This window comes from Microcystis sp., assembly GCF_048564745.1.
In the GTDB taxonomy this organism is placed as follows: Bacteria; Cyanobacteriota; Cyanobacteriia; order Cyanobacteriales; family Microcystaceae; genus Microcystis; species Microcystis ichthyoblabe_A.
The window spans coordinates 24,729-49,722 of sequence record NZ_JBLZRT010000158.1 but is presented as its reverse complement, the minus strand read 5'-3'; the positions used below and the strand labels follow the sequence as shown (position 1 = coordinate 49,722).

Annotated in this window: 15 protein-coding genes and 1 pseudogene; 1 reads left to right on the top strand and 15 read right to left on the bottom strand. The window is 37.3% G+C overall.

The features are described from left to right. Positions 1-11: 11 nt before the first annotated feature. The 4 genes from ACOCD9_RS17580 to pyrE form a co-directional block, all read right to left on the bottom strand. Positions 12-608: an NADH-quinone oxidoreductase subunit J gene (locus tag ACOCD9_RS17580; protein ID WP_002775036.1), complete on the bottom strand. Its 597-nt coding sequence runs from the start codon at positions 606-608 to the stop codon at positions 12-14. Between the two features lie 93 nt (positions 609-701). Beyond that, positions 702-1,274, bottom strand: a complete 573-nt coding sequence (ndhI, locus tag ACOCD9_RS17575) for an NAD(P)H-quinone oxidoreductase subunit I (protein WP_002733194.1) — start codon at positions 1,272-1,274, stop codon at positions 702-704. 42 nt (positions 1,275-1,316) lie between these two features. After that, positions 1,317-2,435: an NADH-quinone oxidoreductase subunit NuoH gene (gene nuoH, locus ACOCD9_RS17570; protein ID WP_272104777.1), complete on the bottom strand. Its 1,119-nt coding sequence runs from the start codon at positions 2,433-2,435 to the stop codon at positions 1,317-1,319. A gap of 541 nt (positions 2,436-2,976) precedes the next feature. Further along, entirely contained in the window at positions 2,977-3,666 is a 690-nt protein-coding gene (pyrE, locus tag ACOCD9_RS17565) for an orotate phosphoribosyltransferase (protein WP_287700087.1), read from the bottom strand. 53 nt (positions 3,667-3,719) lie between these two features. Between pyrE and ACOCD9_RS17560 the strand changes: the two genes are divergently transcribed. Then, positions 3,720-4,172: a porin gene (locus tag ACOCD9_RS17560; RefSeq protein ID WP_287700088.1), complete on the top strand. Its 453-nt coding sequence runs from the start codon at positions 3,720-3,722 to the stop codon at positions 4,170-4,172. Positions 4,173-4,286: 114 nt separating this feature from the next. On the opposite strand, the gene ACOCD9_RS17555 is transcribed toward ACOCD9_RS17560, so the two are convergent. The 11 genes and pseudogenes from ACOCD9_RS17555 to ACOCD9_RS17505 form a co-directional block, all read right to left on the bottom strand. After that, positions 4,287-6,281, bottom strand: a complete 1,995-nt coding sequence (locus ACOCD9_RS17555) for an ABC transporter ATP-binding protein/permease (RefSeq protein WP_419548069.1) — start codon at positions 6,279-6,281, stop codon at positions 4,287-4,289. Positions 6,282-6,464: 183 nt separating this feature from the next. Next, positions 6,465-7,074, bottom strand: a pseudogene (locus tag ACOCD9_RS17550) (acyltransferase). A gap of 97 nt (positions 7,075-7,171) precedes the next feature. After that, positions 7,172-11,644, bottom strand: a complete 4,473-nt coding sequence (locus ACOCD9_RS17545) for an amino acid adenylation domain-containing protein (RefSeq protein WP_419548068.1) — start codon at positions 11,642-11,644, stop codon at positions 7,172-7,174. A gap of 84 nt (positions 11,645-11,728) precedes the next feature. After that, on the bottom strand, positions 11,729-12,505 hold the full coding sequence (locus tag ACOCD9_RS17540) for an SDR family NAD(P)-dependent oxidoreductase (protein ID WP_287700091.1): 777 nt from the start codon (positions 12,503-12,505) through the stop codon (positions 11,729-11,731). Between the two features lie 56 nt (positions 12,506-12,561). After that, positions 12,562-15,840, bottom strand: a complete 3,279-nt coding sequence (locus ACOCD9_RS17535) for an amino acid adenylation domain-containing protein (protein WP_419548067.1) — start codon at positions 15,838-15,840, stop codon at positions 12,562-12,564. A gap of 91 nt (positions 15,841-15,931) precedes the next feature. Further along, positions 15,932-16,936 (bottom strand): putative capsular polysaccharide synthesis family protein, encoded by a 1,005-nt coding sequence (locus ACOCD9_RS17530; RefSeq protein WP_233256357.1) that lies wholly within the window; start codon positions 16,934-16,936, stop codon positions 15,932-15,934. After that, the gene (locus tag ACOCD9_RS17525; RefSeq protein WP_419548066.1) at positions 16,908-17,708 is read right to left on the bottom strand and encodes an SDR family oxidoreductase; all 801 of its coding nucleotides are present in this window, start codon (positions 17,706-17,708) and stop codon (positions 16,908-16,910) included. Before ACOCD9_RS17525 ends, ACOCD9_RS17530 begins: the two co-directional genes overlap by 29 nt. A 48-nt stretch (positions 17,709-17,756) precedes the next feature. Continuing rightward, positions 17,757-18,383: a cupin domain-containing protein gene (locus ACOCD9_RS17520; protein WP_419548065.1), complete on the bottom strand. Its 627-nt coding sequence runs from the start codon at positions 18,381-18,383 to the stop codon at positions 17,757-17,759. Between the two features lie 96 nt (positions 18,384-18,479). Continuing rightward, positions 18,480-19,112, bottom strand: coding sequence for a LysR family transcriptional regulator (locus ACOCD9_RS17515; protein WP_012267922.1), 633 nt, complete (start codon positions 19,110-19,112; stop codon positions 18,480-18,482). Continuing rightward, positions 19,106-20,149: a type 2 isopentenyl-diphosphate Delta-isomerase gene (gene fni / locus ACOCD9_RS17510; RefSeq protein ID WP_287742775.1), complete on the bottom strand. Its 1,044-nt coding sequence runs from the start codon at positions 20,147-20,149 to the stop codon at positions 19,106-19,108. The genes ACOCD9_RS17515 and fni overlap by 7 nt, the downstream gene beginning before the upstream one ends. 39 nt (positions 20,150-20,188) lie before the next feature. Continuing rightward, positions 20,189-24,973 carry an amino acid adenylation domain-containing protein gene (locus tag ACOCD9_RS17505; RefSeq protein WP_419548064.1) on the bottom strand — a complete coding sequence of 1,595 codons (4,785 nt, stop codon included), beginning with the start codon at positions 24,971-24,973 and terminating at the stop codon, positions 20,189-20,191. Between the last annotated feature and the right edge of the window lie 21 nt (positions 24,974-24,994).

Genomic DNA, 24,994 nt, shown 5'->3' with positions numbered 1-24,994 from the left:
TTTCTTTTGTCCTATTTAGGGGCGGTTAATTCTCTAGGTCGTTCTGGCAATGTTAAGGCTGTGGCCGTAGGTTCTTCAGCTTTTAGGGTGGGGATAAGGTCACGACGAGCTAAAATAATTGCTCCTACCATGGCCATTAATAATAGCACGGAAGCTAATTCAAAGGGTAGCAAGAAATCACTAAAGAAATGCTTACCGATTTCTACTAAAGTGTTAGTCACCACGGCCGGAGAAGTGCTAGAAATTGACCAAGGTGTGATTAAAACCATGGTCGATAACAGCACAAATAAACCAACACAAACTAAAGCAGTAGATGCCTTACGAATCCAACGTTTAGGAATATCAGAAAAGTCCTCTTGCTTGTTAACAAGCATAATGGCAAAGAGAATTAAAACGTTAATTGCACCCACATAAATTAGAATTTGTGCCGCCGCTACAAAATCAGCATTTAGTAAGAGATATAAACCGGAAATGCTGATAAAAACACCGCCCAATAAAAAGGCGGAATAAACGATATTAGATAATAGTACCACGCCTAAAGCTGTCCCGATTACTAGGGCTGCTAAAATGCCAAAAGATACTATTTGAACGCCCTCGGCTAAATTCACAGTAGTTTCATCTCCTTTTATGTTTGAGAGTTATTAATTATTAGTTATCAGCTTCTGAAGGCTGACGGCTGACGGCTGATAGCTAACTGCTAATTAATCAGTAATTTCTTCCGGACGTTTACCGGCGCGTTGACTACCGGCGGGTAAATCGTGGGGTTCGATAACACCTTTAGGCAAATAACCTAATTCCCTCAGAGGTGTTACCATCGGATCTTGGGTAACTTTGTAGGGTAAACGGCCTAGGGCGACGTTATCATAGTTTAATTCATGACGATCATAGGTCGCTAGTTCGTATTCTTCGGTCATCGATAGGCAATTAGTCGGACAGTATTCCACACAATTACCGCAGAAAATGCAGACCCCAAAATCGATACTGTAGTGTTTGAGTTCTTTCTTTTTAATTTCCTTGTTAAAAGTCCAATCCACTACCGGTAAATTAATCGGACAAACTCGCACACAAACTTCACAAGCGATACATTTATCGAACTCAAAGTGAATTCTACCCCGATAACGTTCCGAGGGAATTAACTTTTCGTAGGGATACTGGACGGTAATCGGACGACGACGCATATGATCGAAGGTAACGGATAAACCTTCGCCGATGTATTTCGCCGCTTGAATGCTACCTTTGGCGTAATCGCTGACTTGTTTGAGGATGTTAAACATGATGGTCAGAGGTATAGTAGGTTAACAGGGCAAAAATGGGAATTAACCGCCAAAAGCAAAGGGAAAAGCTAGTTTTAGGGCGGCGGTAAGTAGTAGGTTAACTAAAGATACCGGTAAGAGGAATTTCCAGCCTAAATCGAGTAATTGGTCAATGCGAACCCGGGGTACAGTCCAACGCAAGAGAATAGCGATGAAGATGAGAAAATAGGCTTTTAATACCGTCATCGTAATCCCTAGGGAAGCGGTGATAATTTGTAGCCAGGGATTGGTTTCACTCACTCCCAACCAGCCGGCCACAGCATTGACGGGGATAGGAAATTCCCAACCACCAAGATAGAGGACCGCGAAAACTAGGGCCGACAGCACGAGGTTAACGTAGGAACCCACATAAAAAAGAGCGAATTTCATCCCCGCGTATTCGGTTTGATAACCGGCGACTAATTCCTCCTCCGCTTCCGGTAAATCGAAAGGCAGACGTTCACACTCAGCTAAAGCGGCAATCCAGAAAATCAGAAAACCCACCGGTTGGCGCCAGATATTCCAGCCTAAAATGCCATAACCGGATTGTTGTTCGACAATATCAATGGTACTGAGACTATTAGACATCATCACAATCGCTAATACCGATAAAGCCAAGGGAATTTCATAACTAATCGATTGCGCCGCGGCCCGCAGGCCTCCCAACAAGGAATACTTATTATTCGAGGCATAACCCGCCATTAATAAACCAATGGGGGCAATACTGGACAAGGAAATCCATAAAAAGATACCCACGTTTAGGTCAGTAATCACCAGATTTTGACCGAAGGGGACGATGAGGTAGGAGACAAACACCGGCATCACCACCAAAATCGGCCCAAAGAGGAATAACCAGGGGTCAGCCTTAGCGGGGACGACATCTTCTTTAAAGACTAATTTGAGACCGTCGGCGACCGGTTGTAAAACGCCCAAGGGTCCTGCGTATTCCGGCCCGATACGCTGTTGGACGGCGGCGGAAATTTTTCTTTCTAACCAGACGCAGACTAAAACCCCCACTGTGGCGGCTATAATCATCAGGAACATGGGTAAAGGCATCCAAATCGCTTTAGCCAGTCCTCCACTTAATCCCAAGTCTGTTAGGGATTTAATGAAACTTTCTTGTAAATCTATGCCTTGATTCATATTTGGCGATCGCTGTACTGTCGATAGTTCGGCATGGTTTGAAGATTTTTAAGCAAATCTTATAGCCTAGTATACAGTTAGTCGGTCTGAGGGTTATCAGTAAAGTGACAAAGGCTTCAACTCATTAGCAGCCAAGAGAGTCAAGCAATCTTGATTCCCCCGCCGAGAATAGGTATTAGTCAATAGTTAGACTCTGAATCTATCAATGTTCCCATCCGTTTCTTAGCGCCGACAACCTCAGCTAGTTACCAATTATTCACAGGAAAAAAATCTAGTTAAGTAGCTGGTTATAATTAAATTAAAAATGGATTTTAGGTTCGATCCCCCCTGCCCCCCTTGATAAGGGGGGTGCCGATCCCCCCTTGATAAGGGGGGTATCTGATAATTTTTAACGCCTACCTACTTAACTTATCGTTTAGGCAATGAAAGCAGCCCGCTCGAATCTGTCTTACTCTTTGTGTTCTTTGTGCCTTTGTGGTTGATCCCCAGAGCCAATCCGACTGTTAAAACCCAGTTATCGAGCGTTTCTGGCCACTCCCCGCTATTTAGTCTGATAAGCCGCCTGTAGATCCTGAATCGAAAACAAAGCTTGAAACTGTATTCCCTGAGATTGGTAAAATTCCGCGCCTCCTTGCTCTCTATCCACCAAAGCAATAATTAAATCTACTTGATAACCCGCATCGCGTAATCTTTCTACCGCTACCATAGCACTTTTCCCCGTTGTCACCACATCTTCGAGGACAACCACCGCGGCACCGGGGTTTAAAGTCGGCCCCTCGATATAAGCCATGGTTCCGTGACCTTTTGCCTCTTTGCGGACAATTAAAGCTGGAATTGGGCGATTTTCGTAGGCAGATACCACACTAACGGCGCTGACAATCGGATCCGCCCCTAGGGTTAATCCTGCCACCGCTTGGGTATCTGGAGGCAGTAGAGACAGCAATAAACGCCCCACGGCTAAAGCTCCCTCCGCAGTGAGGGTAACTTGTTTGCCGTTGATATAGTAGCTGCTTTTTTGTCCTGAAGACAGGGTGAAATCCCCCTCTCGATAGGCAAGACGGACAAGAGCATCGAGGAGAAATTGACGCAGGGAAGCAGTGTCGAGATTCGCTACCGAGGAATTAGTCATATTTTCAGGATTGGGAGCCTGACTGACTCCAAAATTTCGGTTACAATTGAGCCAAAAGTCATTATATATTGACTCGATCTCTAGTATTGATTTCTTTCTCATCCCATTGAAGCAATTTTTTAATTAACCCTACCCCCGCGAGGAGATTTTTAGCCATGCGCGCTCAATTTTTACTCCCTTCCCTGTTTTGTTTAACCAGTTTAGTCTGGTTGAGTTCGCCTAGTGCGATCGCTCAACGTTCCCCCGCCACCACTCCGGCACCGGTAAAAACCCAACAATTGCAACTTGTCCCCTCTCCCGATACGGCGGTGGGATTTAATAATATCCCCGGTTTGTTTAACCGCGCTGTTAATAACAATACGGGTCGTTTCTACGACTACACCAGCATTTTAGGACAGTTCAACTCTCGGGAGGGTTGGCGTACTTTTATGCAAGGTTCCTATTTCGATAATATGATTACCCGGGATGCGAAATTGGTCGAAACTTTATACTATGATGTCATGCAACAGCAACAGTCTGGGCCTTTAATTCGCACCCAAGATTTACCCAATCCCTTCGATACTTCCCTACAGGAAAATCCCAGTTATTTAAGTCCAGGCGGCTTTTAATTCGCCAATTCAACTCGGAATTGACGAACAATGTAATGGGTCGAGAATCTTCTTTGAAGGTTCCCGAACTGCGGCAATATGCCTTTTTAAGTTCGATCGAAGCTCCCTGAGAAGCTAAACTCTCACCCATTTGGCAATATCAAGAGTTTTGTCATAACGATAGCTCATGCCATCATTGGCAACAATCATTTGACCTCGACTGGCTTTATTTTTGATCGTACTTAAGCTATAGTTGGTCAGTTTTTGCATTTCTTGATGGGTAAAATTGTCTTGATTGTTCATTTCAGAGACAATTTCTATCGTTTCATCAACGGTTTGGTCATTGTTAGAATGAGTTGCAATCACTGCTGATGGATGATAGTCTTCCATTCTCATTAATCGCCAAGTAGAATCCTCGGAAAGTTCCAAAACCTTTTGATGGTAGTTAAACAAACTTTCTCGATGTCCGACACTAATAAAGGTCTTGCCAGTTTGTTGTAACTGTTTATATAAATGATCTTCATTTTTTAAATCTAAAGCACTGGTGGCTTCATCTAAAATCACAAAATCTGGCTGATTAACGAATAGTCGCGCAAAGGCTAGACGTTGTTGTTCTCCTAAGGATAAAATATTTTCCCAATCCACTTCCTCATCAAAATTTTTGATGCGATTAAGAACATCTTGCAGGTTAACTTCTTGTAAGATTTCTTTTAATTGGGATTCACTCATCTCCGTTGTCGTTTGAGGATAAATTAGCTGTTCGCGCAAGTTTCCTAAAATGATATAAGGACGTTGGGGTAAAAATAATAAATCGTCGAGGGGAGGTCGCACCAAATGACCTGTACCTGTATTCCATAACCCAGAAATAGCGCGTAAAAGAGAACTTTTTCCTCGACCACTTGGCCCAACAATTAATAAACCTTCCCCTGGTTCAACGGACAGTGATAAATGTTCGACAATCACTTTAGCGGCATCGGGAGTTTGTAAGGTGACATCATCAAAAGCTAGATTGTTATCTTCAATGACTTTAATGGTATTAACTGGGTTGGTTTGTTCGCTTACACCCTCTAAAGCTTGGTAAAACTCTTCTAAACGTTCAATATAATTAATAAACTCACCGGAGCGTCCAAATTCATCCACTAACACGGATAAAGCTGTGGAAAAGAAATAGCAACAATAGCTGGCTTGGTTAACTTGTCCAAACTCAATTTCACCACTAATATATAATGGGGAAACAATTAAGAAGGGGAAGATTTGAACAATGGATTGATAGCCTCGGTTAAAAAATTCCTGGGTTCTTTCCCAATTAATTCTTTCAATCATGATTTTAATCACCTGATTGAACTTTCTTTGAATAATATTTAACTCTTTTTCTTCCCCTCTAAAAAATGCAATTGATTCGGCGTGTGTCCGAACATGAGTAATGGCGTATTTATAGGTTCCTTCGATTTCTAATTGTTGTTTATTGACTTTATTTAGTTGTTGAGTAATATAGGTGGCAAGAATATTTCCAATAATCGTATAAACCAGAAGCACAATAGAAATGGTTTTAGAAATTGACCAAAGGATGACAATAAAAACCAGCATCTCCATAACTTTTTCAACACAGGTTGTTAAAAAGTCCATCGTTGTTCTGGCAATGGGTTGAATTTCTTGGGATAAACGTTGATCTGGATTTTCAATATCCCCTTTAAAATTAATTTGATAATAAGCACGATTTTTAAAATATTTTTGCAAGATACTACTATTGATCCATTGATACCAATCCAGCGCAATTAGTTTTTTAAGAAACCTAGACAATCCTGTGAAAAACGTCATACTGCCTAGAGTAATCCCATAAATAATGACAAAATGAGTTAATTTTTCTGCATCCCTAGCTTCTGTGACGCTAATTAAGTCTCTAAAAACGAAACTATTAAACGCATTAAGACCTACTACTCCCACTAATAATAAAAACAATAAAACGAGCATTCCCCAGGAACGAATAATCTGCGAAAAAGCTCTATCCTGGTGTTCTTTCGGATACCAATAAACTTGAATAAATCTTAAAAATTCTTGAAGAGATTGATTGAAAGTTCGGGTATCTTCTTTGAGATTTATAGTATCTGAGGCTTTTTCTGCAACATTCATGGAATTCTTCTCGCGCTAAAATGGGGGACATTAGAACTTTTAATGTCTATCTATTGAGTTAGACACTAATTCAGCATACCATAAAAATCTGCATTATTATCACAAATTCTATTACTACTATTTTCTAGATTTTTTACATATCAGGAATCAATATTAACCTATTGTTTAGGCATTGGAGCAGATTCATAATCGTTTGATAATTTTGGCAGGATTACCAGCAACAACAGTAAAAGGTTCTACATCTTCTGTTAGAACCGAACCTGCTCCAATAATTGCTCCTTTCCCAATCGTAACTCCTTTAAGAATTCCAACATTAAATCCAATCCAAACATGATCTTCTATCACCACAGGTGCAGATATTTATATCAAGATCCTTAGTATCCTTAATCAGATTATTTAAAATTGCTACTTCCACAAAATGTTTATGTCTTAAAACATAATTTAATGAATGAGCATCAGTGTCATAAATATTGACATCATCGGAAATCATAACTTCGTTACCAATTTTGATAGAATTAGCTGATCTAATTCGAGTTCCTTCACCCATATAACAATCTTTACCGATTTCTATTTTTCCGCCATAAGCAAATATAGCTAATTCTCCGAGAATTACTCTATTTTCTCCAATTTTAATTAAACTTTTATCATTCTGATGATTTACACAATTTCCGTAAAATTTTACGGAACTATCGAACGTTGCACTTTCAGCCAGTTTTTGGAGTTTTTCGATTTTTTGTTGTTCTTCTAAGAATTTGGAAATTAATAAATATAATTTATTGTTTAAGTTAAACATAATATTTTCCTCGTGGAATTGATGATCTGACTTTTTTGAATCTAGGGATGAGATAAGCTGCGCAATTCAGCTTATGGGGTCTGATTAAATCGATCATTTATTTTGTTAAAAACCCACTTTTAGTAAAATATTCAAAATAAGTTTTTAACAATTTTTGATCAATCGGGGGAAAATTAAACGCTGTACCCTTTAACCCCATCATCGTATTTTGATCATCAAACTGGGAGGGATAACCTGCGGATAAATTTTCATCTGAAAAGTTATCTAACACCGGAGATAAAGCATTATCTGTATTAATTTTACATTGTTCTGTTAAATGTGATCGCCATTTTTCAAAGGAAACACACTGCAACGGATAACCCATTTCCCGAACACAATCAAATAAGTCACGATTTAAGGTTGGCTGAGAATTCAACAAATGAAATGCTTTCCCTAAAGAGCTTTCTTGACTGGCTAAATGTATAATTGCACCACTCACATAATCCACAGGAGTGAGGTCTTCTGTACTATCACCAAAATCAGGAATCATTCCTAATTGAATACAGCCTTTAATCATACGACAAAACAAATCTTCTCTATTACAAATTCCAGTTTTACTATGTCCAATAATTCGAGATGCTCTGAAAATTGTCATCGGAAGTCCCCGTTTTCCAGCTTCCATGATTAATTTTTCAGCGACCCATTTACTTTGAGTATAACCGGCATTGAGTCCATGATTTATACCCAGGGGATCAGATTCTTGAATTAAGTTTCCTTGAGCATAACTGGGGGAAAAAACAGAAATCGTCGAGACAAAATGGACAGGTTTGGTTTTAATTAAGCAGGCTAATCTCAAGATTTCTGCTGTTCCTAAAACATTAGTGGGTTTCAGTATTGAATAGGGATAAATGGCATTCACCCAAGCTCCATTATGATAAATTACATCAATTTGTTCGGCTAATTCCAGAAAATCAGGTTCACACATTCCTAAACGTTTTTGGGATAAATCACCAATAACAGGAATAATCCGAGAGCTTTTGTGTTCATCCCATAATTGAAAGGTTTTTAATTTTTGGTAAATTTTGGCTTGAGCTTTTTCTAAACTTTTGTCTCGAATTAAACAATAAATATTAGCTTCTGTTTTGTCTAATAATTCAGCTAATAAATGAATTCCGAGAAAACCCGTAGCTCCTGTTAGCAAAATATGAGCAGGTTTCTGAGGAAAGAAAGTCAGAATATTCAGCGGTTGAATAGTCGGATCTAAGGTGATTTCAACTAGCCAATCTGGGCTTTGATCACTCCCAATTGCATCAGATAAATTAAAATCTAAATTAGAGGATAATCCCGCCACCGTTGGTTCTGAAAAAAGATAATTTAAAGGAATATTAATAGATAATTGTTCTCGCAGTCGAGAAATCACTTGAGCGGCTTTTAAAGAATGTCCGCCTAAATCAAAGAAATTATCGAAAATACTAATTTGTTTTAACCCTAAAACATCTTGCCAAATCTCAGCAACAATTTTTTCTGTAGCTGTTCGGGGTGCAATAATCGTTTTTTTATCCTGACTTTCGGTAGGTGCAGGTAAAGCGTTGCGATCAATTTTTCCACTACTCATTAAGGGCAATTCTTGAAGCTCTACAAAGAAAGCCGGAATCATATAATCGGGTAATTTCTGTTTCAGAAAACTCCGTAATTTTGCAGGATCGATGGATTGCGCTTTAGGGACAATATAAGCTACTAATTGTTTATGATTCGTTTGATCTTCTCGAACAATTACAGCCGTTGCTCTGACATCCGGGTATTCAGTTAATACGGCTTCAATTTCGCCAATTTCAATACGAAACCCTCGAATTTTAACTTGATTATCAATTCGTCCTAAAAACTCTATATTTCCATCAGGTAAATAACGAGCTAAATCTCCAGTTTTATAAAAACGTTGATCTTCAGATGAATTAAAAGCATGAGTAATAAATTTTTCACGGGTTAAATCATCTTGATTGAGATAACCTTTCGCTAAACCTAAACCTCCAATTAACAATTCTCCGGGTATTCCTATCGGAAGTTGTTGCAGATGGCGATCGCAAATATAAACCTGTGTATTTGTAATCGGTTTACCAATGGCAACAGAATGAATTTGAGCAATTTTATGAATGAAATTGGGATTAAAAACTGTGCTGGTTATCGTCGCTTCTGTCGGACCATAAGCATTCAACCAAGTGATATCTTCTCGTTGACTATTTGATAGTATTTTTTGCCATAATATTAATCGCTCTGGTAATACTTCTTCACTTCCTGTAATCACTAAGCGTAGGGTTTCAGGTAAGGTTATTAAAGTTTGAGATAAATCTAATACCCATTCATGCCAATAAGTAGCCGGAAGATTAATGACTGTTAAACACTTTTGCTGAATAAATTGAGTAAAATCAGCTAAAGAAGGGAACATTAATGCAGGACGCATAACTAAAGTTGCACCCGTTAAAAAAGTTGGATAAATTTCTTCAGCAGCTACATCAAAGGTAAAAGAAGCAAATTGTAAAATTCGATCACGATTTGTTAAATCATAGAATTTAATGATTCCTAAACTATGATTAACTAAACTTTGATGTTCAATCATAACCCCTTTAGGAGTGCCTGTTGAACCAGAGGTATAAATAATATAAGCTAAATTATTTGGCTCAATAGGGTTAAATAAATTGTTTTGGCTTTGACTAACAATTAAGTTTTCTTCAGTATCCAGACAAACCACTTCTGCTTGATGATCACGGAATAAATTAACCAAGGTATTTTGAGTAATTAATACCGAGACTTGAGCATCATTTAAGATATAGTTTAAACGCTCTTGGGGATAATTGGGAGCTAGAACAAGATAAGCAGCACCGGTTTTAAGAATTGCCAAAAAACTGATAATAATAGACACAGATTGTTCTAAACAAATTCCCACTAACGATTCAACTTTAACCCCCTTAGATTGGAGATAATGAGCTAATTGATTGGCACGATGATTTAAGTCTTGATAGGTGATTTTTTCCCCGCACCATTCTATTGCGATCCCATTTGGATTTTTTAAAACTTGATGTTCAAATAATTCATGAATACAAACCTTTGGATTTTCAGCAATATTAGTCTGATTCCATTGAGCTAATAACTTTTGTTCTGATAAAGGTAAAATAGGTAATAATTCAATCGATTGTTCAGGATTAATGGCAATTCCTTCTAATAAAGTTTTAAAGTGGGTAATCATGCGCTCAATTGTGTCTTGATTAAACAACGCGCAATTATAATCAAACGATCCAACTAAACCCTCAGTCGTTTCTTGCATGGCTAAGGTTAAATCAAATTGAGCAATTAAAGCATTCATCGTGACGGGAGTTAATTTTAAATCCGCCATCGAAAAATGATTAATGTGCAGCATATCTTCCCAAGAAAACATCACTTGGAATAAAGGACTATAACTTATGTTTCGTTGAGGATTTACCGCTTCTACCACCTTCTCTAAGGGTAAATCTTGGTGTTCATAAGCTTCTAAAACTACTTGTTTGACTTGATTTAATAAAGCTTTAAACGAGAGATTTTCTTTAAACTGAGTCCGAATGGGTAAGGTATTAATAAAGCAACCAATTAAGGGTTCAATTTCAGGAAATTGTCGATTTCCACTAGGAATTCCAATCACAATATCTTCTTGACTGCTATAACGATATAATAAAATATTAAAAGCCGTTAACAGCGTCATATTCAAAGTAGCGGTTAACGTTTGGCTAATATTTTTCAGGTTTTGGCTTAATTCTGGACTTATTTTAAATGTACAATTATTGCCTTTAAACGTTTGTATGGGAGGACGAGGATGATCAGTGGGAATTTCCAATAAGGGTGGAATTCCCGTTAATTTTTGTTTCCAATAATTAACTTCCTGGGTGAGTTTATCTCCTTGTAACTGTTGTCTTTGCCAAACGGCAAAATCACCATATTGAATAGGCAAATCGGGTAAAGGATTAGATTGTTTTTGTAAAAAAGCTTGATATAAACTAGAAAGTTCTTCGAGGAAAACTTTCATTGACCAGCCATCAAAAATAGAATGGTGTAAACTCAAAAACAAAAGATAAGAATCAGCTTTTAATTTAACCAAAAAAGTCCGCATTAAGGGAGCTTTGGTTAAGTCAAAGGGAGTATAAATTTCTTGTTCGGTTAATCGCTCTAATTCTTTGGTTTTTTCCGCAGAAGATAAAGACTGTAAATCCAGCAAGGTAAAATTTAAATGAATTTTAGGGTTAATAATTTGTCTGGGAATTTCGTCAACTTCTTGAAAACAGGTCTGCAACACTTCATGACGTTGCTTAATAGTTTCCAAAGCTTTTCTAAAGATATCAATATCTAAATTGCCTTCAATTTGAAAGCGAAACGGCATATTATAGGTATAGCCTTGAGCTTCTAATTGGTACAAAAACCAAAGTCGTTCTTGGGAAAAAGAAAGCGGTACAAGTTGAGACGGATTTCTAGTCGGTATTGTATTCGTTTTTAAACCGATTCCTTTTTTTTGTAGTAATAGCTTCAGTAATTTTTGTTTGTCTTGAGAATTATCGTTCATTTTTGACATGAGTTAATAGGATTTATTTAATTTAGTGATTTTAGGTTGGTTTAATGGATACAAATCAACCTAAAAATTGTTTAATTATTGATGCTAAATAGCGGTATAACCTCCATCTACCATTAAAATTGCTCCAGTTACATAAGAGGAAGCTTCGGATGCTAAAAACACGACAGGACCAATTAACTCTTCTAAATCTCCAGTTCGTTTCATGGGGATTCTAGTATATAATTCGTCCATTTCATCCGAAGTTGAACGTAAACCTTCTGTTCCTTCCATCATATTATTCATATACCCCGGTGCAAAAGCATTGACTCGAATTTTGTGACTAGCTAATTCGACCGCTAGGGATTTTACTAATTGATTGACACCACCTTTTGCGGCGCTATATGCTCCTGAAGATTTGGGAACAGCAACGAAAGCACAGATAGAAGAATTCATAATAATTGAACCGGCTGTTCCTTGTTTGATCATTTGTTTGGTTGCGAGTTGAGCGCAATTAAAATAACCTTTTAAGTCAACATTAATAACCTGATCCCATTCAAATTCTTCTAATTCATCAGTGTTTTTGAGAATTTCAACTCCTGCATTACAGACCATAATATCGAGTTGACCATAATGAGCAACCGCCTGGTTAATTAAATTCTGACAAGCTTGACGTTGACGAACATCGGTCTCAATTGCGATGGCTTCGCCTCCTGCTTCTTGAATCAGTTGAACCGTTTGTTCAGCACCAACTTGATTAATATCACCAATTACCACCTTAGCTCCAGCTTGTGCTAATCCTTGGGCTAATACCCGACCAATTCCTCGGGCAGCACCCGTGATAATTGCAACCTTACCTGTTAAATCAAAGAGATGATTTGTCATTTTTTTCCTTCAGTTTAAATCAATGTCCATTATAGTAAAGTTTAATTCATTTAGGTTCAGCTTTGAGATAATAAAGCTTGAACTTCTTCTGGTGAAAGTTTGGAAATTTCTTGAACTGTTACGGCAATTTCATTCAGTAAACCTTCATGCCCCACTAATTCAATCATGACTTGAGTTAATTGGCTGATAGTTGAGTGATTAAAAAGTTGACGCACAGAAATTTCAATTTCTAAGGTTTGACGGATTTTACTAATCAGTTGAATCGCTTTTAAAGAATGCCCACCTAACAGAAAGAAATCGTCTTCAATCCCAACTCGTTCTACTTCTAAAATTTCTGCCCAAATTTCTGCTAAAACTTCTTCAATTGCAGTTCGAGGAGCGACATAATTTTGAGTTAACGATAAGGGGTTTTTATCGGGTATTGGTAAGACTTTTCGATTAACTTTACCATTAGGACTGAGTTGAAAAGATTCCATCACAACAAAAGCAGAGGGAATCATATAATCGGGTAGCCAGTTTTCAAGGAAATGACGTAATTCAACTTGGTTTATGGTTTCACCTAGACGGGGAATAAAATAAGCGGCTAAATATTTTTCTCTGGCGGTTTCTCCCTGAACTGTAGCAACAGCTTGAGCAATTTGAGGATGTTGATTTAAAATAGTTTCTACTTCCCCTAATTCAATTCTATAACCTCTAACTTTGACCACATCATCAATTCTTCCTAAATATTCAATGTCTCCATTGGGTAAATAACGAGCTAAATCTCCAGTTTTATACAGCAATGAATTATCGCTAAAGGGATTAGGAATAAATTTTTCTTTGGTTAATTGGGGATTGTTGAAATAACCCCGCGCTAAACCGCCACCCGCAACATATAACTCGCCAGTGACTCCGATGGGTACAGGTTGAAGATGGGAATTTAAAATATAAACTTGCACATTAATCGCGGGTTTACCAATGGGAATATACTTCGGCCAAAGCTCAGGATTAGGGTCAAAGGTATAACTGGTAACGATATCCGCTTCTGTCGGGCCATAAAAATTGTAAAGCGTACAATGTTCGAGTTTCTTGAATGCAGAAATCATCGCTGGAGTAATTTGTAATTGCTCTCCAGCTGAAATAATTTCACGCAAGTTAGCAAATAAGTAGGTTTCCTCACTATAGGTTTCAATTAATTGTTGTAACAAAGTAACGGGCAAAATCGCTTTATGAATAGGGTTATTTGCCAATAATTGACTTATTTTAGCAAGGTCTAAGCGGGCATCTTCTGGAACAATAAATAAGCTTCCCCCTAAACACCAGGCTGCAAACATTTCGTGATAGCTAACATCGAAATTGAAGGGAGCAAATTGTAAGAAATTTCTCTCCGGTGACATTTTTGCCTGATGATGCTCAATAATATTGGTTAAGGATTGATGCAGGATCATAATCCCTTTTGGCACACCCGTAGAGCCTGAACTATAAATAATATAGGCCAAATCCTTTAAACTCACGGGGTTGTCAAGATTAGTCTTGGGTTCTAAGGCAATTTCTGACCCTTGTTCATCCAATAAAATCCGTTGAGAAATGGTTTCACTGTTTAAAAGAAATTGACAATCTTTTTGGGTTAATAAGGTTTTGATTTGGGTGTCTTGCAGGATGTAAGAAAGTCTTTCTTGAGGATAGGTTGGGTCTAGGGGAACACAAACACAGCCTACTTTTAACACTGCTAAAACGGCAATTACCATATTAAGAGATCGTTCTAAACAAATCCCGACCAAAGATTGAGAACTCACCCCAATTTTTTGTAAATAATGGGCGAGTTGATTGGCAGACTCATTGAGTTCTTGATAGGTTAATTCTTGCTCTTGAAAAACAACGGCGATGGCTGAAGGGGTTTTGAGGGTTTGTTGTTCAAATAATTCATGAACGCACTGTTTTAGGAGTTTTTCGGGTGCAGTTTGATTCCATTCAATTAATAATAATTGACGTTCAGCTTCCGTTAATAAAGGTAAGTCTTGAATCCGACGATGGGGATTAATAGCGATTCCTTCTAATAAGGTTTTAAAATGACCTAACATCCGTTCAATGGTGTCATTTTCAAATCGTTCTTGAGGATAAATAATTTTAATACTTAAGGCTTCTCCAGGGGTGACAATAACCGTTAAGGGGTAATCAGCATTGCCATAATCTTGCATTTCACCGACTTGTAAACCGCCTAAATTCTCACTATCATTTTCGCTAAAGGGTAAATTTTCAAAGACAACAAAACTTTCAAAAACTGAATGAGGGGACGGAATTTCACTCCATTTTTGAATATCAATTAGAGAACTATAACTATATTGCTCTCGTTCTAAATGCTCTTGTTGTAATTGTTGAAACCAAGTTAATAATTCAAGTTGAGACTCAATTTGGATGCGAACGGGTAAGGTATTTAAAAACATCCCCACCATCGATTCAATCCCTGTAAAATTAGGCGGTCGTCCCGAAACGGTTGCCCCAAATACAATATCAGATTCACTACTATAATGATGTAATAATAAAGCCCAAGCTCCTTGAATTAGGGTAGAAAGAGTAAGGCGATATTCTTGGGCGAGTAATTTCAGACGACTGGTAATTTCTGGAGAAAGTTTTGATTTTTGATGAAGATAATTTTTACTTTGAGTAACCAGAGAATTTAACGGTTTATCAACGACTAATGGAGTTGGAGAGGTAAAACCTTGAAGATTTTGTCGCCAAAATCGTTCGGCTTCAGTTTGATCTTGCTGTTGTACCCAATTAATATAGTCTTGGTAAGGGCGGGGTGTGGGTAAATTGACGGGTCGATAGTTGATGAGTCCAGCGTAAAACTCGAAAACTTCTTTCAACAGAATTGCTGTTGCCCAACCATCTAATAAAATATGATGTCCAGTATGGATAAATTCATATTTTTGATCTTCGACTTGAATTAAATGACATCGAAGTAAGGGGACTTTATCTAATTCAAAATATTGCTCTTTATCAGAGATTAATAATTCCTGAAATTTAGTTTCTTGTTCGGCGAGAGAATGCGCTCGCCAATCATAATTAAACCAAGGTAAGGTGACATTTTTTCTAACCACTTGTAAAGGCTGTTTGGTTTTTTTCCAAGCAAAACAAGTCCGTAAAATACTATGTCTATCTACTACTTTTTGCCAAGCTTGTTGGAATGCATTAATATCTAAATTACCTTGCAAGGTGATTTGAATTTGTGATAAATAGGTCTTTGATTCTGGATTATATAAAGAATGAAACAGCATCCCCTGCTGCATGGGAGAAAGGGGATAAATGGATTCAATATCTTTTTTACTAACCTTAGATTTTTGAGGTGTTACCATTGTTTTTCCCAATAGATTAAATAAAAATATGCGTGAGTTTCTTGAATCAAATTTTATTCAAGAAACCTGATAAAATTAGAACGAATTACCTTTAACGTTGACTAGACCACTTGAGTTTAAATTTGTTAATTTCTTCATCGGTGTAAAAATGACGCACTAATGGTTGATCATAAATCTCTTCTAAATATTCATCACTAAAGGTCAGACTCTTTCTTAAATTATCATAGATGAGATAGTCATCCGCTTCTAAAAAGTCTGCTCGGTCAAGTCGTTCACAATCTAAATTTTCAACACCTAAAAAAGTTTCTAGGGCTTCTTTTAAGCAAGAATCAAGTTTTTCTAATTTTAAGACTAATAAGTCAATATTTCTGTCTGGGAAATTCGCAATCGCATAACCTTTTTCTTTCGGAAAATCAATGGAAGCGATATCAATGCCGAAAACTGGTTGCAATTCTTCTTCAAACCAGTCAAACTGCTTTCCATAAACAAATTTTTGAGACCAAAATTTTTTAATAATTTCATCCATTGTGATTAATCCTTCTTGATATTTTATGAAAAATTCAGGAAAAACAGATTGACAATGAATGACTTGAAAAAACCAAGAAATATTACGGGCGATGGGTTCTCGGACTCCAGTAATAATTTTAATATTTTTTTGATTTTTAATTTCCTCAATGTGTTCGCTTAAATATTTGGTCATACAGGAATGCCCAAAGGTAAAAGCATGATAATGTTTCTCCAGTTGCATTGTTTCCCAAATTTTTGAGAAATGTTCTGAATTCAGATTATGAATATGATAAATAGCTTGATTTTGCAGATGTTTTTTTAGGGTCAAATAGGTACTCATTGAACCGACTTTCCCCATTTGATAAACAAATATGACTGAAGAATTATTGAGAAGTTCTTGTTTTAATTTTCTTTCTGTATTCCACATATTAATCCTATTATTCATATAGGAATACACGGGAAAAAACTGTTTATCTGCGATGGGATAATAGTTAAGAGCTTGGTTTGAGAGTTTAGTTTGTGTGTTCATGATGCTTGTTGATGATGCTGGAGGGTTGAATTTAAAATGCTGACGAGGATAAACCACCATCGATGGGAATAGTAATTCCCGTTATATAACTCGCACATTCTGAAGCTAAAAATACAACGAGATTAGCAAATTCTTCAGTCGTACCAATTCGATTCATGGGAATTGTTTTTAGAATTCCTTCTCGGATTAAATCTGGGGTTGTTCCTTGCTTTTTGGCATAAATTTCTAAATATTCTCGATGTCTAGGGGTATCAATAACGCCGGGGTTAACACTATTAATTAAAACATTATAGGGGGCGGTTTGTCTAGCTACTGATTTGGTAAAATTCATTAAAGCTGCATTGACAACACCCGATTTAACTAAACGAGGAGATGGCTCTTTTCCCGATGTCCCAATGATATTAACAATTCTTCCCCAATGTTGTTTTTTCATAATCGGTAACACTAAATTGGTTAAGCGAATATAACCCATTAATTTTCCTTGAAAAACGTTTAACCAATCTTCATCGGAAAGGTTTTCAATTAAATTATCAGCAAAGTTAGCTCCTTCAGAATTATTTACTAAAATGTCAATTTTGCCATATTGATTTAAAGAGTCCTGTATTAATTGTTCAGAATCTTGAGCTTGATGGACATCAGCCACTAAACTCAGAATTTCTTGGACAGGATAAGCTTGAGCCAGAGATTGATAAGCTTGTTCTAAGCGTTGGGAATTGCGACCACAAATAATTAAGTGACAGCCTTCTTCTGCTAATTTTTCAGCAATGGTAAACCCAATTCCCGCACTACTTCCCGTAATCAAAGCCACTTTATCTTTTAATCCTAAATCCATAAACTTTGTCCTAGCATTTTGAGGTTAAACTTAAAATCATAAAACGAACTAAATTAAAATTTTAATCAAATTAATATCTTGTTTCGATGAATTATATCCCTTTTTTAAAACTTTTGAAGGAGCATAATAAATTTGACCATATTCTAAACACTGTTCTTCATTTTCTATGGAGATTTCTAATTTTCCATTCAAAATAAATCCGATTTCTTCTTGCTCACCTTGATGTGGGGGAATGGAATAACCAGAAGGGATTTTCATCATGACAATTTCAAACCAAGAACCCTTAACAGATTGACAAGGTAAATGAGTGATTTTATCTTGGTTGTTGGATAGTGTTAATAAAACATCTTCTGACGGTAAAGCAGAGGTAATCCGTTTAAGATCAAATCCAATCATCGGTTCTGATAAAGGATTAAAAGCACCATGAGGAATATTGCCATCAGCTATATAAACATCTTGCAAAGGTCTTAAGGGTTTAATCAAATCTTTAATATACAGTTCCAGTTCTCCTGAGAGTACCATGCCAATTTGACTTTCAGGATGTTGGTGGGATTCAAGTTTAGCATTAGGAGCTACAGCGGATAATTGAAAAATGGTATTTTGGCATTGAAAAACCTCTAATTCTACATGAGGATTGAGTTTAAGAGGATCGGGAATTGGGAAAAATTCAGACATGATTTTAGGGTACAGGTTCAAAATGAAATTGAGAGGTTAAATCTCAATTATTTTTATGTGATGAAGGCAACTATTTTGAGCGGATAGGTAGCTTTTTTAGGTATGCACTGGTAAATAAATACTTTGAATCATGGTGTTTTCCTTTTTGTGAAATAAAGACCAACTCATCTCAATTTTACCATATTGTGAAATAAATTCTAAATCATATTCTCGGAGGGCATTTTCATTGGTAATGGCTAAATCTGCCAACCCTTGTTTAACTTGAATAGCGGCCACACTGGTAGAATTGACAAATTTGATTTTAATCTTATTTTGATTCAGGTCGCCAGGTAATAAATAAGGAAGTAAAGGAAGAGGAGCGGGATGAGTGACCAGGGTACAATTTTCTAAAACGATTTCTTCATTTTTTCGCTTGGCTAATCCGTAAACGGGTGTGGGATAGGTGAAGATAAAACCTAGTTTAAACCTCGGTTCCATATAGAAATCATTAATTTTTTCATAGGCATGGGGGACTAACGCCAAATCTATCTGATTTTCGAGTAAAGATTCTTTTAAATCTGTAAAGCTATCAAATAAATGACTATTAACCGAAATCTGTTGTAATTTCCATTGAGAAATTAGATAATTTAAGGTTTGTTCACTACTGGTTTCTTTTGGCCCCAAAGTGCCAACGCTTAAGGTTTTGACATCAAGCTGGGGATAACACAATTCCATTGAAAACTTTAACATGGTTTTAAGGCTCCTGAATTTTTAAGGGTGGATAAATTAGGATTTCCGGTACAAAATAAAACAATTTCAAGTTCAGCAATTAAAAATTTTACCAACTCATCAACGGCGGCTTCTGATTCAATCGCTGCTACGAGAAACGGACGAGCCAACCCTCCTAAATCGGCTCCTAGAGCGATAGATTTGGCAAGATCTAAGCCATTTTTTAAGCCCCCAGAAGCAATTAAAGGAATGGTTGAATTCATCGACCGAATGGCGGTAATACATTCAGCCGTAGGTAAACCCCAATCGGCAAAAACTTGTCCGAGATGCCTTTGTCTGTTGTCTTTGGCTCTTTGGCTTTCGACTTTGGCCCAGGACGTGCCTCCGGCTCCCGCCACATCAATCGCGGCGACTCCGGCTTCAATTAATTGTTTGGCCATCACCGCAGAGATGCCATTTCCGACTTCTTTGGCGATGACAGGAACGGGTAATTGAGCGCAAATTTGCTGAATTTTAGCGAGTAACCCTTTAAAATTAGAATCGCCTCCCGATTGCACCCATTCTTGTAAAGGATTGAGATGCAGAATTAAGGCATCAGCTTCTAATAATTCCACCAATTTTAAACAGTCTTCTAAACCGCAGCCGTAATTTAACTGTACAGCCCCTAAATTCGCTAACAGGAGAATATCTGGCGCCAGAGAACGGACTGCAAAGGTCGGCGCTAATTCCGGTTGTTCGAGTGCAATGCGTTGAGAACCCACCCCCATCGCTAAACCATAGCGTTGAGCGACCGTTGCCAATCGAGTATTGACTAAATGGGCTAATTCTGTTCCTCCAGTCATGGAAGATATTAGAATTGGAGCTTTTAGAGATTTCCCCAAAAAGGTTGTCCCCAGTTCAATATCGCTACGGTCAAGTTCAGGAAGACAACAATGGGTAAAACGATATTTTTCTAAATCGCTTGTAAGTTGTTGAAATTCTACATCTTCTTCGATACAAACTCGCAGATGTTCGCTTTTACGATTTTCAATTTCACTGGGAAGATTAGGAGATGACATAGTTGTTATCAAGCATGAGGGTTAAACATTAAATTGAGTTTAAAAATCGAGTTCTGAAAGCAGTTCATCTAGTTCTACCTGATTAAGATCCGCATCGGGAAAATCCGATGGAGTATAGCCCCCTTCTGCCGATAAACAATGGTTAATCAGGCTTTCTAAAGAATCTCGATAAGCAGCGGCTAAATTTTTGATCGTTGTTTGATGATGAAAATTTTCACTATATTGCCATTCCATGTCAAGTTGCCCATCAACCACAATTCCATGAATCGCAATTAAATGGGAACGTTGTCCCAAAGGACTATGAATGGAACCACTGGATTCTTGAGATAATTTCCAGCCTATCTCGCCGATTTGATGGCTTGTAAATTGACCTAAATAATTAAAGCTGACTTGAGCTTTTGGATAGTTTTTTAACGGGGATTGAATCGTTAAATCTGAACTCAGATAATATCCAATTCCATAATCAAATCCCCGATTCGGAATTTGTCGTAATTGCTCTTTAATGGACTTGAGACATTCACCCGGATGGTGAAGATTTTCTAAGGTCAAAAAGACGGGAAAAATACTGGTAAACCAACCCACAGTTCGAGATAAATTCACGGATTCAATTACATTCTCTCTTCCATGACCTTCCATGTCAAGCAAAAGCTTATAACTCCCTGTCCAATGGCCAAAAGCTTGGACTAAAGCGGTCAATAGAATATCATTAATTTGGGTGTTATAAGCTTGCGGAACCTCCTGTAAGAGTAAGCGGGTTTGTTCTTCGGTTAAGGTGAAAGAAACCGTTTTGGCATGGGCAACAATGTTGGACTGAGCTTCACCTTGACAGTCCAAAGGAAGAGGAGAAATTGAGGGAAAATCACGGTTTAGCCAATACTTGAATTGAGCGTAAAATTCTGGGATTTTAGCATAGTTTTGCAGTTCCTCAGCCCAAGTTTTAAAAGAACTGGTTTTAGGAGGAAGTTGCAGGGGCTTTTGGGTTTCTAATTGCTGGTAAATAGTGACGAAATCTTCGATGATAATCCGCCAAGAAATTCCATCTACTGCTAAATGATGAATTACAATTAACATTTTTCCCCTCTCAGCCAAGGCGAAGAAAACCACCGCCATTAAGGGGCCTTCCTCTAAATTCAGTACCCGTTGTTGAACCTCGGAAATTTCTGCGATCTTGGTCAATTGTTCATCGCAAGATAGACGGGATAAATCCACCTTTTCAAAAGCAAAATTATTGCAATCATCGCTGTGATTTTGTTGCCATTGTTCCCCTTTTTGCACAAACCGTAACCGCAAGGCATCATGGTGATAGAGTAATTTAGAAATAGTTTGTTTTAATAAATCTGGTTGTAGATTATTGGGAACTTCTAACAAGATAGATTGATTAAAGTGATGACGTTCGGGCCAATTTTGTTCAAAAAACCATTTTTGAATCGGCGTTAACGGGACTTCACCTGTAACTAATCCCTGGTCAATTTCAGTGATAGCAGTTGTCTCCGCTACGGTGGCTAATTGAGCGATAGTTTGATGACTAAATAATTGTTTAGGAGTAATTTGTAATCCCACTTGATTAGCTTTAGCGACAATTTGAATGGCGATAATTGAATCGCCTCCTAATTCAAAGAAATTCTCATTAATACTAATTTGATTTTGACCTAAAACTTCCTGCCAAATTTGGGCTAGAATTGTTTCTTTCTCGGTACTAGGAAGAAGATAATTTTCTAATTCATTAACATCAATTTCTGGTCTAGGTAAAACACTGCGATCAATTTTTCCATTCTGATTAAGAGTAAAAGCATCTAAGAAAATCAAGAAAGCAGGAATCATATAATTGGGCAGCTTTTCTTGGAGAAAAATTCGTAATTCTGGCTGAGTGAGTTGTTTATCTTTCGGAACAACATAAGCATACAAACGCTTGATTCCAAGTAGATCTTCTCTGGCGATAACAATTCCATCTTTGACTTGAGGATGCTGAAATAAAACGGCTTCTATTTCGCCTAATTCAATTCTAAAACCTCTGATTTTTACCTGATGATCAATCCGTCCAATAAATTCAATATTCCCATCGGCTAAATAGCGTACTATATCACCTGTTTTATACAGACGTGCTGACGAATCTTGACTAAAAGGATTGGGAATAAATTTTTGTTCAGTTAAGTCAGGACGATTGAGATAACAACGGGCTAAACCATCACCACCAATATGCAATTCGCCTTTAACACCAATAGGAACAGGTTGCAAATAGGGATCAAGAATATAAATTTCTGTATTAGCTAAAGGACGACCAATTGGAATAGTTGTAGCTTCTGAAGGAATATTTTTAATTAAATACCAAGAGGTAAAAGTTGTGCTTTCTGTTGGCCCATAAACATGAAGTAAATTTTGAGCGGTTCCTTTATTAAGGGACTCTTTGACCCATTGAGGATCAACTGCTTCGCCACCAAAAAGTAAATATCTTAAGCTTTGAAAAGCATGGGGAATAGTCTGAACTAACTGATTAAATAACGCTGTCGTTAAGAATAAAATAGTAATTTGATATTTTTGGAGAAAATGAACAAATTTTTCAGGAGAAAGAACTGTATCTTTATCTACTCCTATTAACTGTGCGCCATGTATCAGCGCCCCCCAAATTTCAAAAGTAGCGGCATCAAAAGAAGGATTAGAAACCTGAGCCATTCTATCAGTTGGTTTTAAATATATATAGTTAGTATTACAGACTAAACGAGTCACTCCTCGATGGGGAATAGCAACTCCTTTAGGTTTACCTGTAGAACCTGAAGTATAGATGACGTAGGCTAAATTCTCAGCGTTAACATGACTGAGAGGATTCTGTTTACTTTGTTGTTTAATTGGGTCTTCATCTTGTTCTAAACAAATCAATTGATTGACTGTTGTTGGTAGTTTTTTGATGAGGTGCTGTTGCGTTAATAAAATTTTGATTTCAGCATCATTTATGATAGATTCAAGTCGTTCTTCGGGATAGCTTGTGTCCAGTGGTACATAAGCTCCTCCAGCTTTTAAGATTCCTAAAAATCCAATAATCATTAAGGGCAATCGCTCGACACAAATCCCAATTAATTGATCTGGTTTAACCCCTAATTTTTGTAAATAACGGGCAATCTGATTGGCTTTTTGATTTAACTGTTCATAGGTGAGGGATTGTTCTCCATCGATGACCGCTATAGCATCAGGTGTTTTAACAACCTGTTCTTCAAATAACTGATGAATACAGTAATGATGAGGATAAGACGTTTGAGTTTGATTCCATTCTACTAATAATTGCTGTTTTTCCGATTCAGTCAGTAACGGTAATTCCCCGACGGTTTGCTGAGGATTGGCTACAATTCCTTTTAATAAAGTTTGGAAATGACCCACCATGCGGGTAATTCTTTCGGCGGTAAATAGGTCGCTATCATATTCCCAAAAACCTTCTAAATAAGCTCCTTTTTCGGTTTCAATTTCCTCTAAAACTAAGCTGAGATCAAATTTAATTCTCTGGTTTTCAACGGCTAGATATTGAGCTTTTAAATTGGGTAATTCTAAAGCATTGAGGGGGGCATTTTGCATCGCAAACATTACCTGAAATAAGGGATTATAACTTAAACTTCGTTCTATTTCTAACCCATCAACCACTTGCTCAAAGGGTACATCTTGATTGGCATAAGCTTCTAAAACAACATGGCGAGCTTGCTGTAATAATCCCGAAAAAGTCGGATTTCCTTCTAGGGAATTCCGCAGCACTAAAGTATTGACAAAAAAACCAATCAAAGGTTCAATTTCTTGTCGGTTTCGGTTGGCGGTGGGTGTCCCGATTAAAATATCATCTTGGCCACTATAACGGAAGAGTAAAGTGTTTAAAGCAGCCAGTAATGTCATAAATAAAGTCACCCCCGACTTTTGGCTCAAAAGTTTCAGTTTTTCTGTGAGTTCTGAGTCAATTTGAAACGAGATACTATGACCTCGAAAATTGGCAGTAGCTGGACGGGGTTTATCGGTTGGAAGTTCTAATAAAGGAGGAGCAGCCGTTAATTGTTTTTTCCAATAATTTAACTGATTTTCTAAGATTTCACCTTGTAACCATTGTCTTTGCCATACCGCAAAATCCGCATACTGTATAGGTAATTCGGGTAAATCTACGGTTGAATTGGATAAAAATGCCTGATAAAATTCAGATAATTCTTTAAATAAAATGCCTTTTGACCAACCATCGATAATAATATGATGGAAGACGTTGACTAAAATATAATTTTCATATCCCAGATCAAACAGAGTACATCGTAATAGGGGAGATTGGGTTAAATCAAAGGGTTTTTGTAGTTCTTCAATAATCTGTTTGTCAATTTGCTCTTGGGGGATATCTTTTAAATTAACAACTAATAATTTAATCTTCAGAGATGGAGCAATTTTTTGAATAGGTTTTCCTTCAACCATTGGAAAGGTTGTCCGTAAGCTCTCATGGCGTTGAATAATAGCATTAATCGTTTGCTCTAAAATATCAATGTTTAAGCGTCCCGTTAAACGGATGGTTAGAGCTTCATTATAAGCCGAATTTTGCTGATCCATCTGATAGAGAAACCACATTCTCTGTTGAGCAAAAGATAGGGGTAAATCTTCAGTTCGGGCAACGGGATTAATTACGGATTCAAGGGGTTTAGATGGTGTTGTTGCACTTCTTAAAAAAGTGAGAATTTCTGGTTTTCTTGTCCCGATTTCTTGCTTAATTTCTGGTGTCATCGCCCCTTGGGGAGCTTGATATTTTAACTTTTCTTCCTCAAGCCAAAGCTTGATGTCTAAACTATTTAAGTAAGATAAAAATTCTGCGACTTTCATTAATAGTATCCTTTTCCTTAA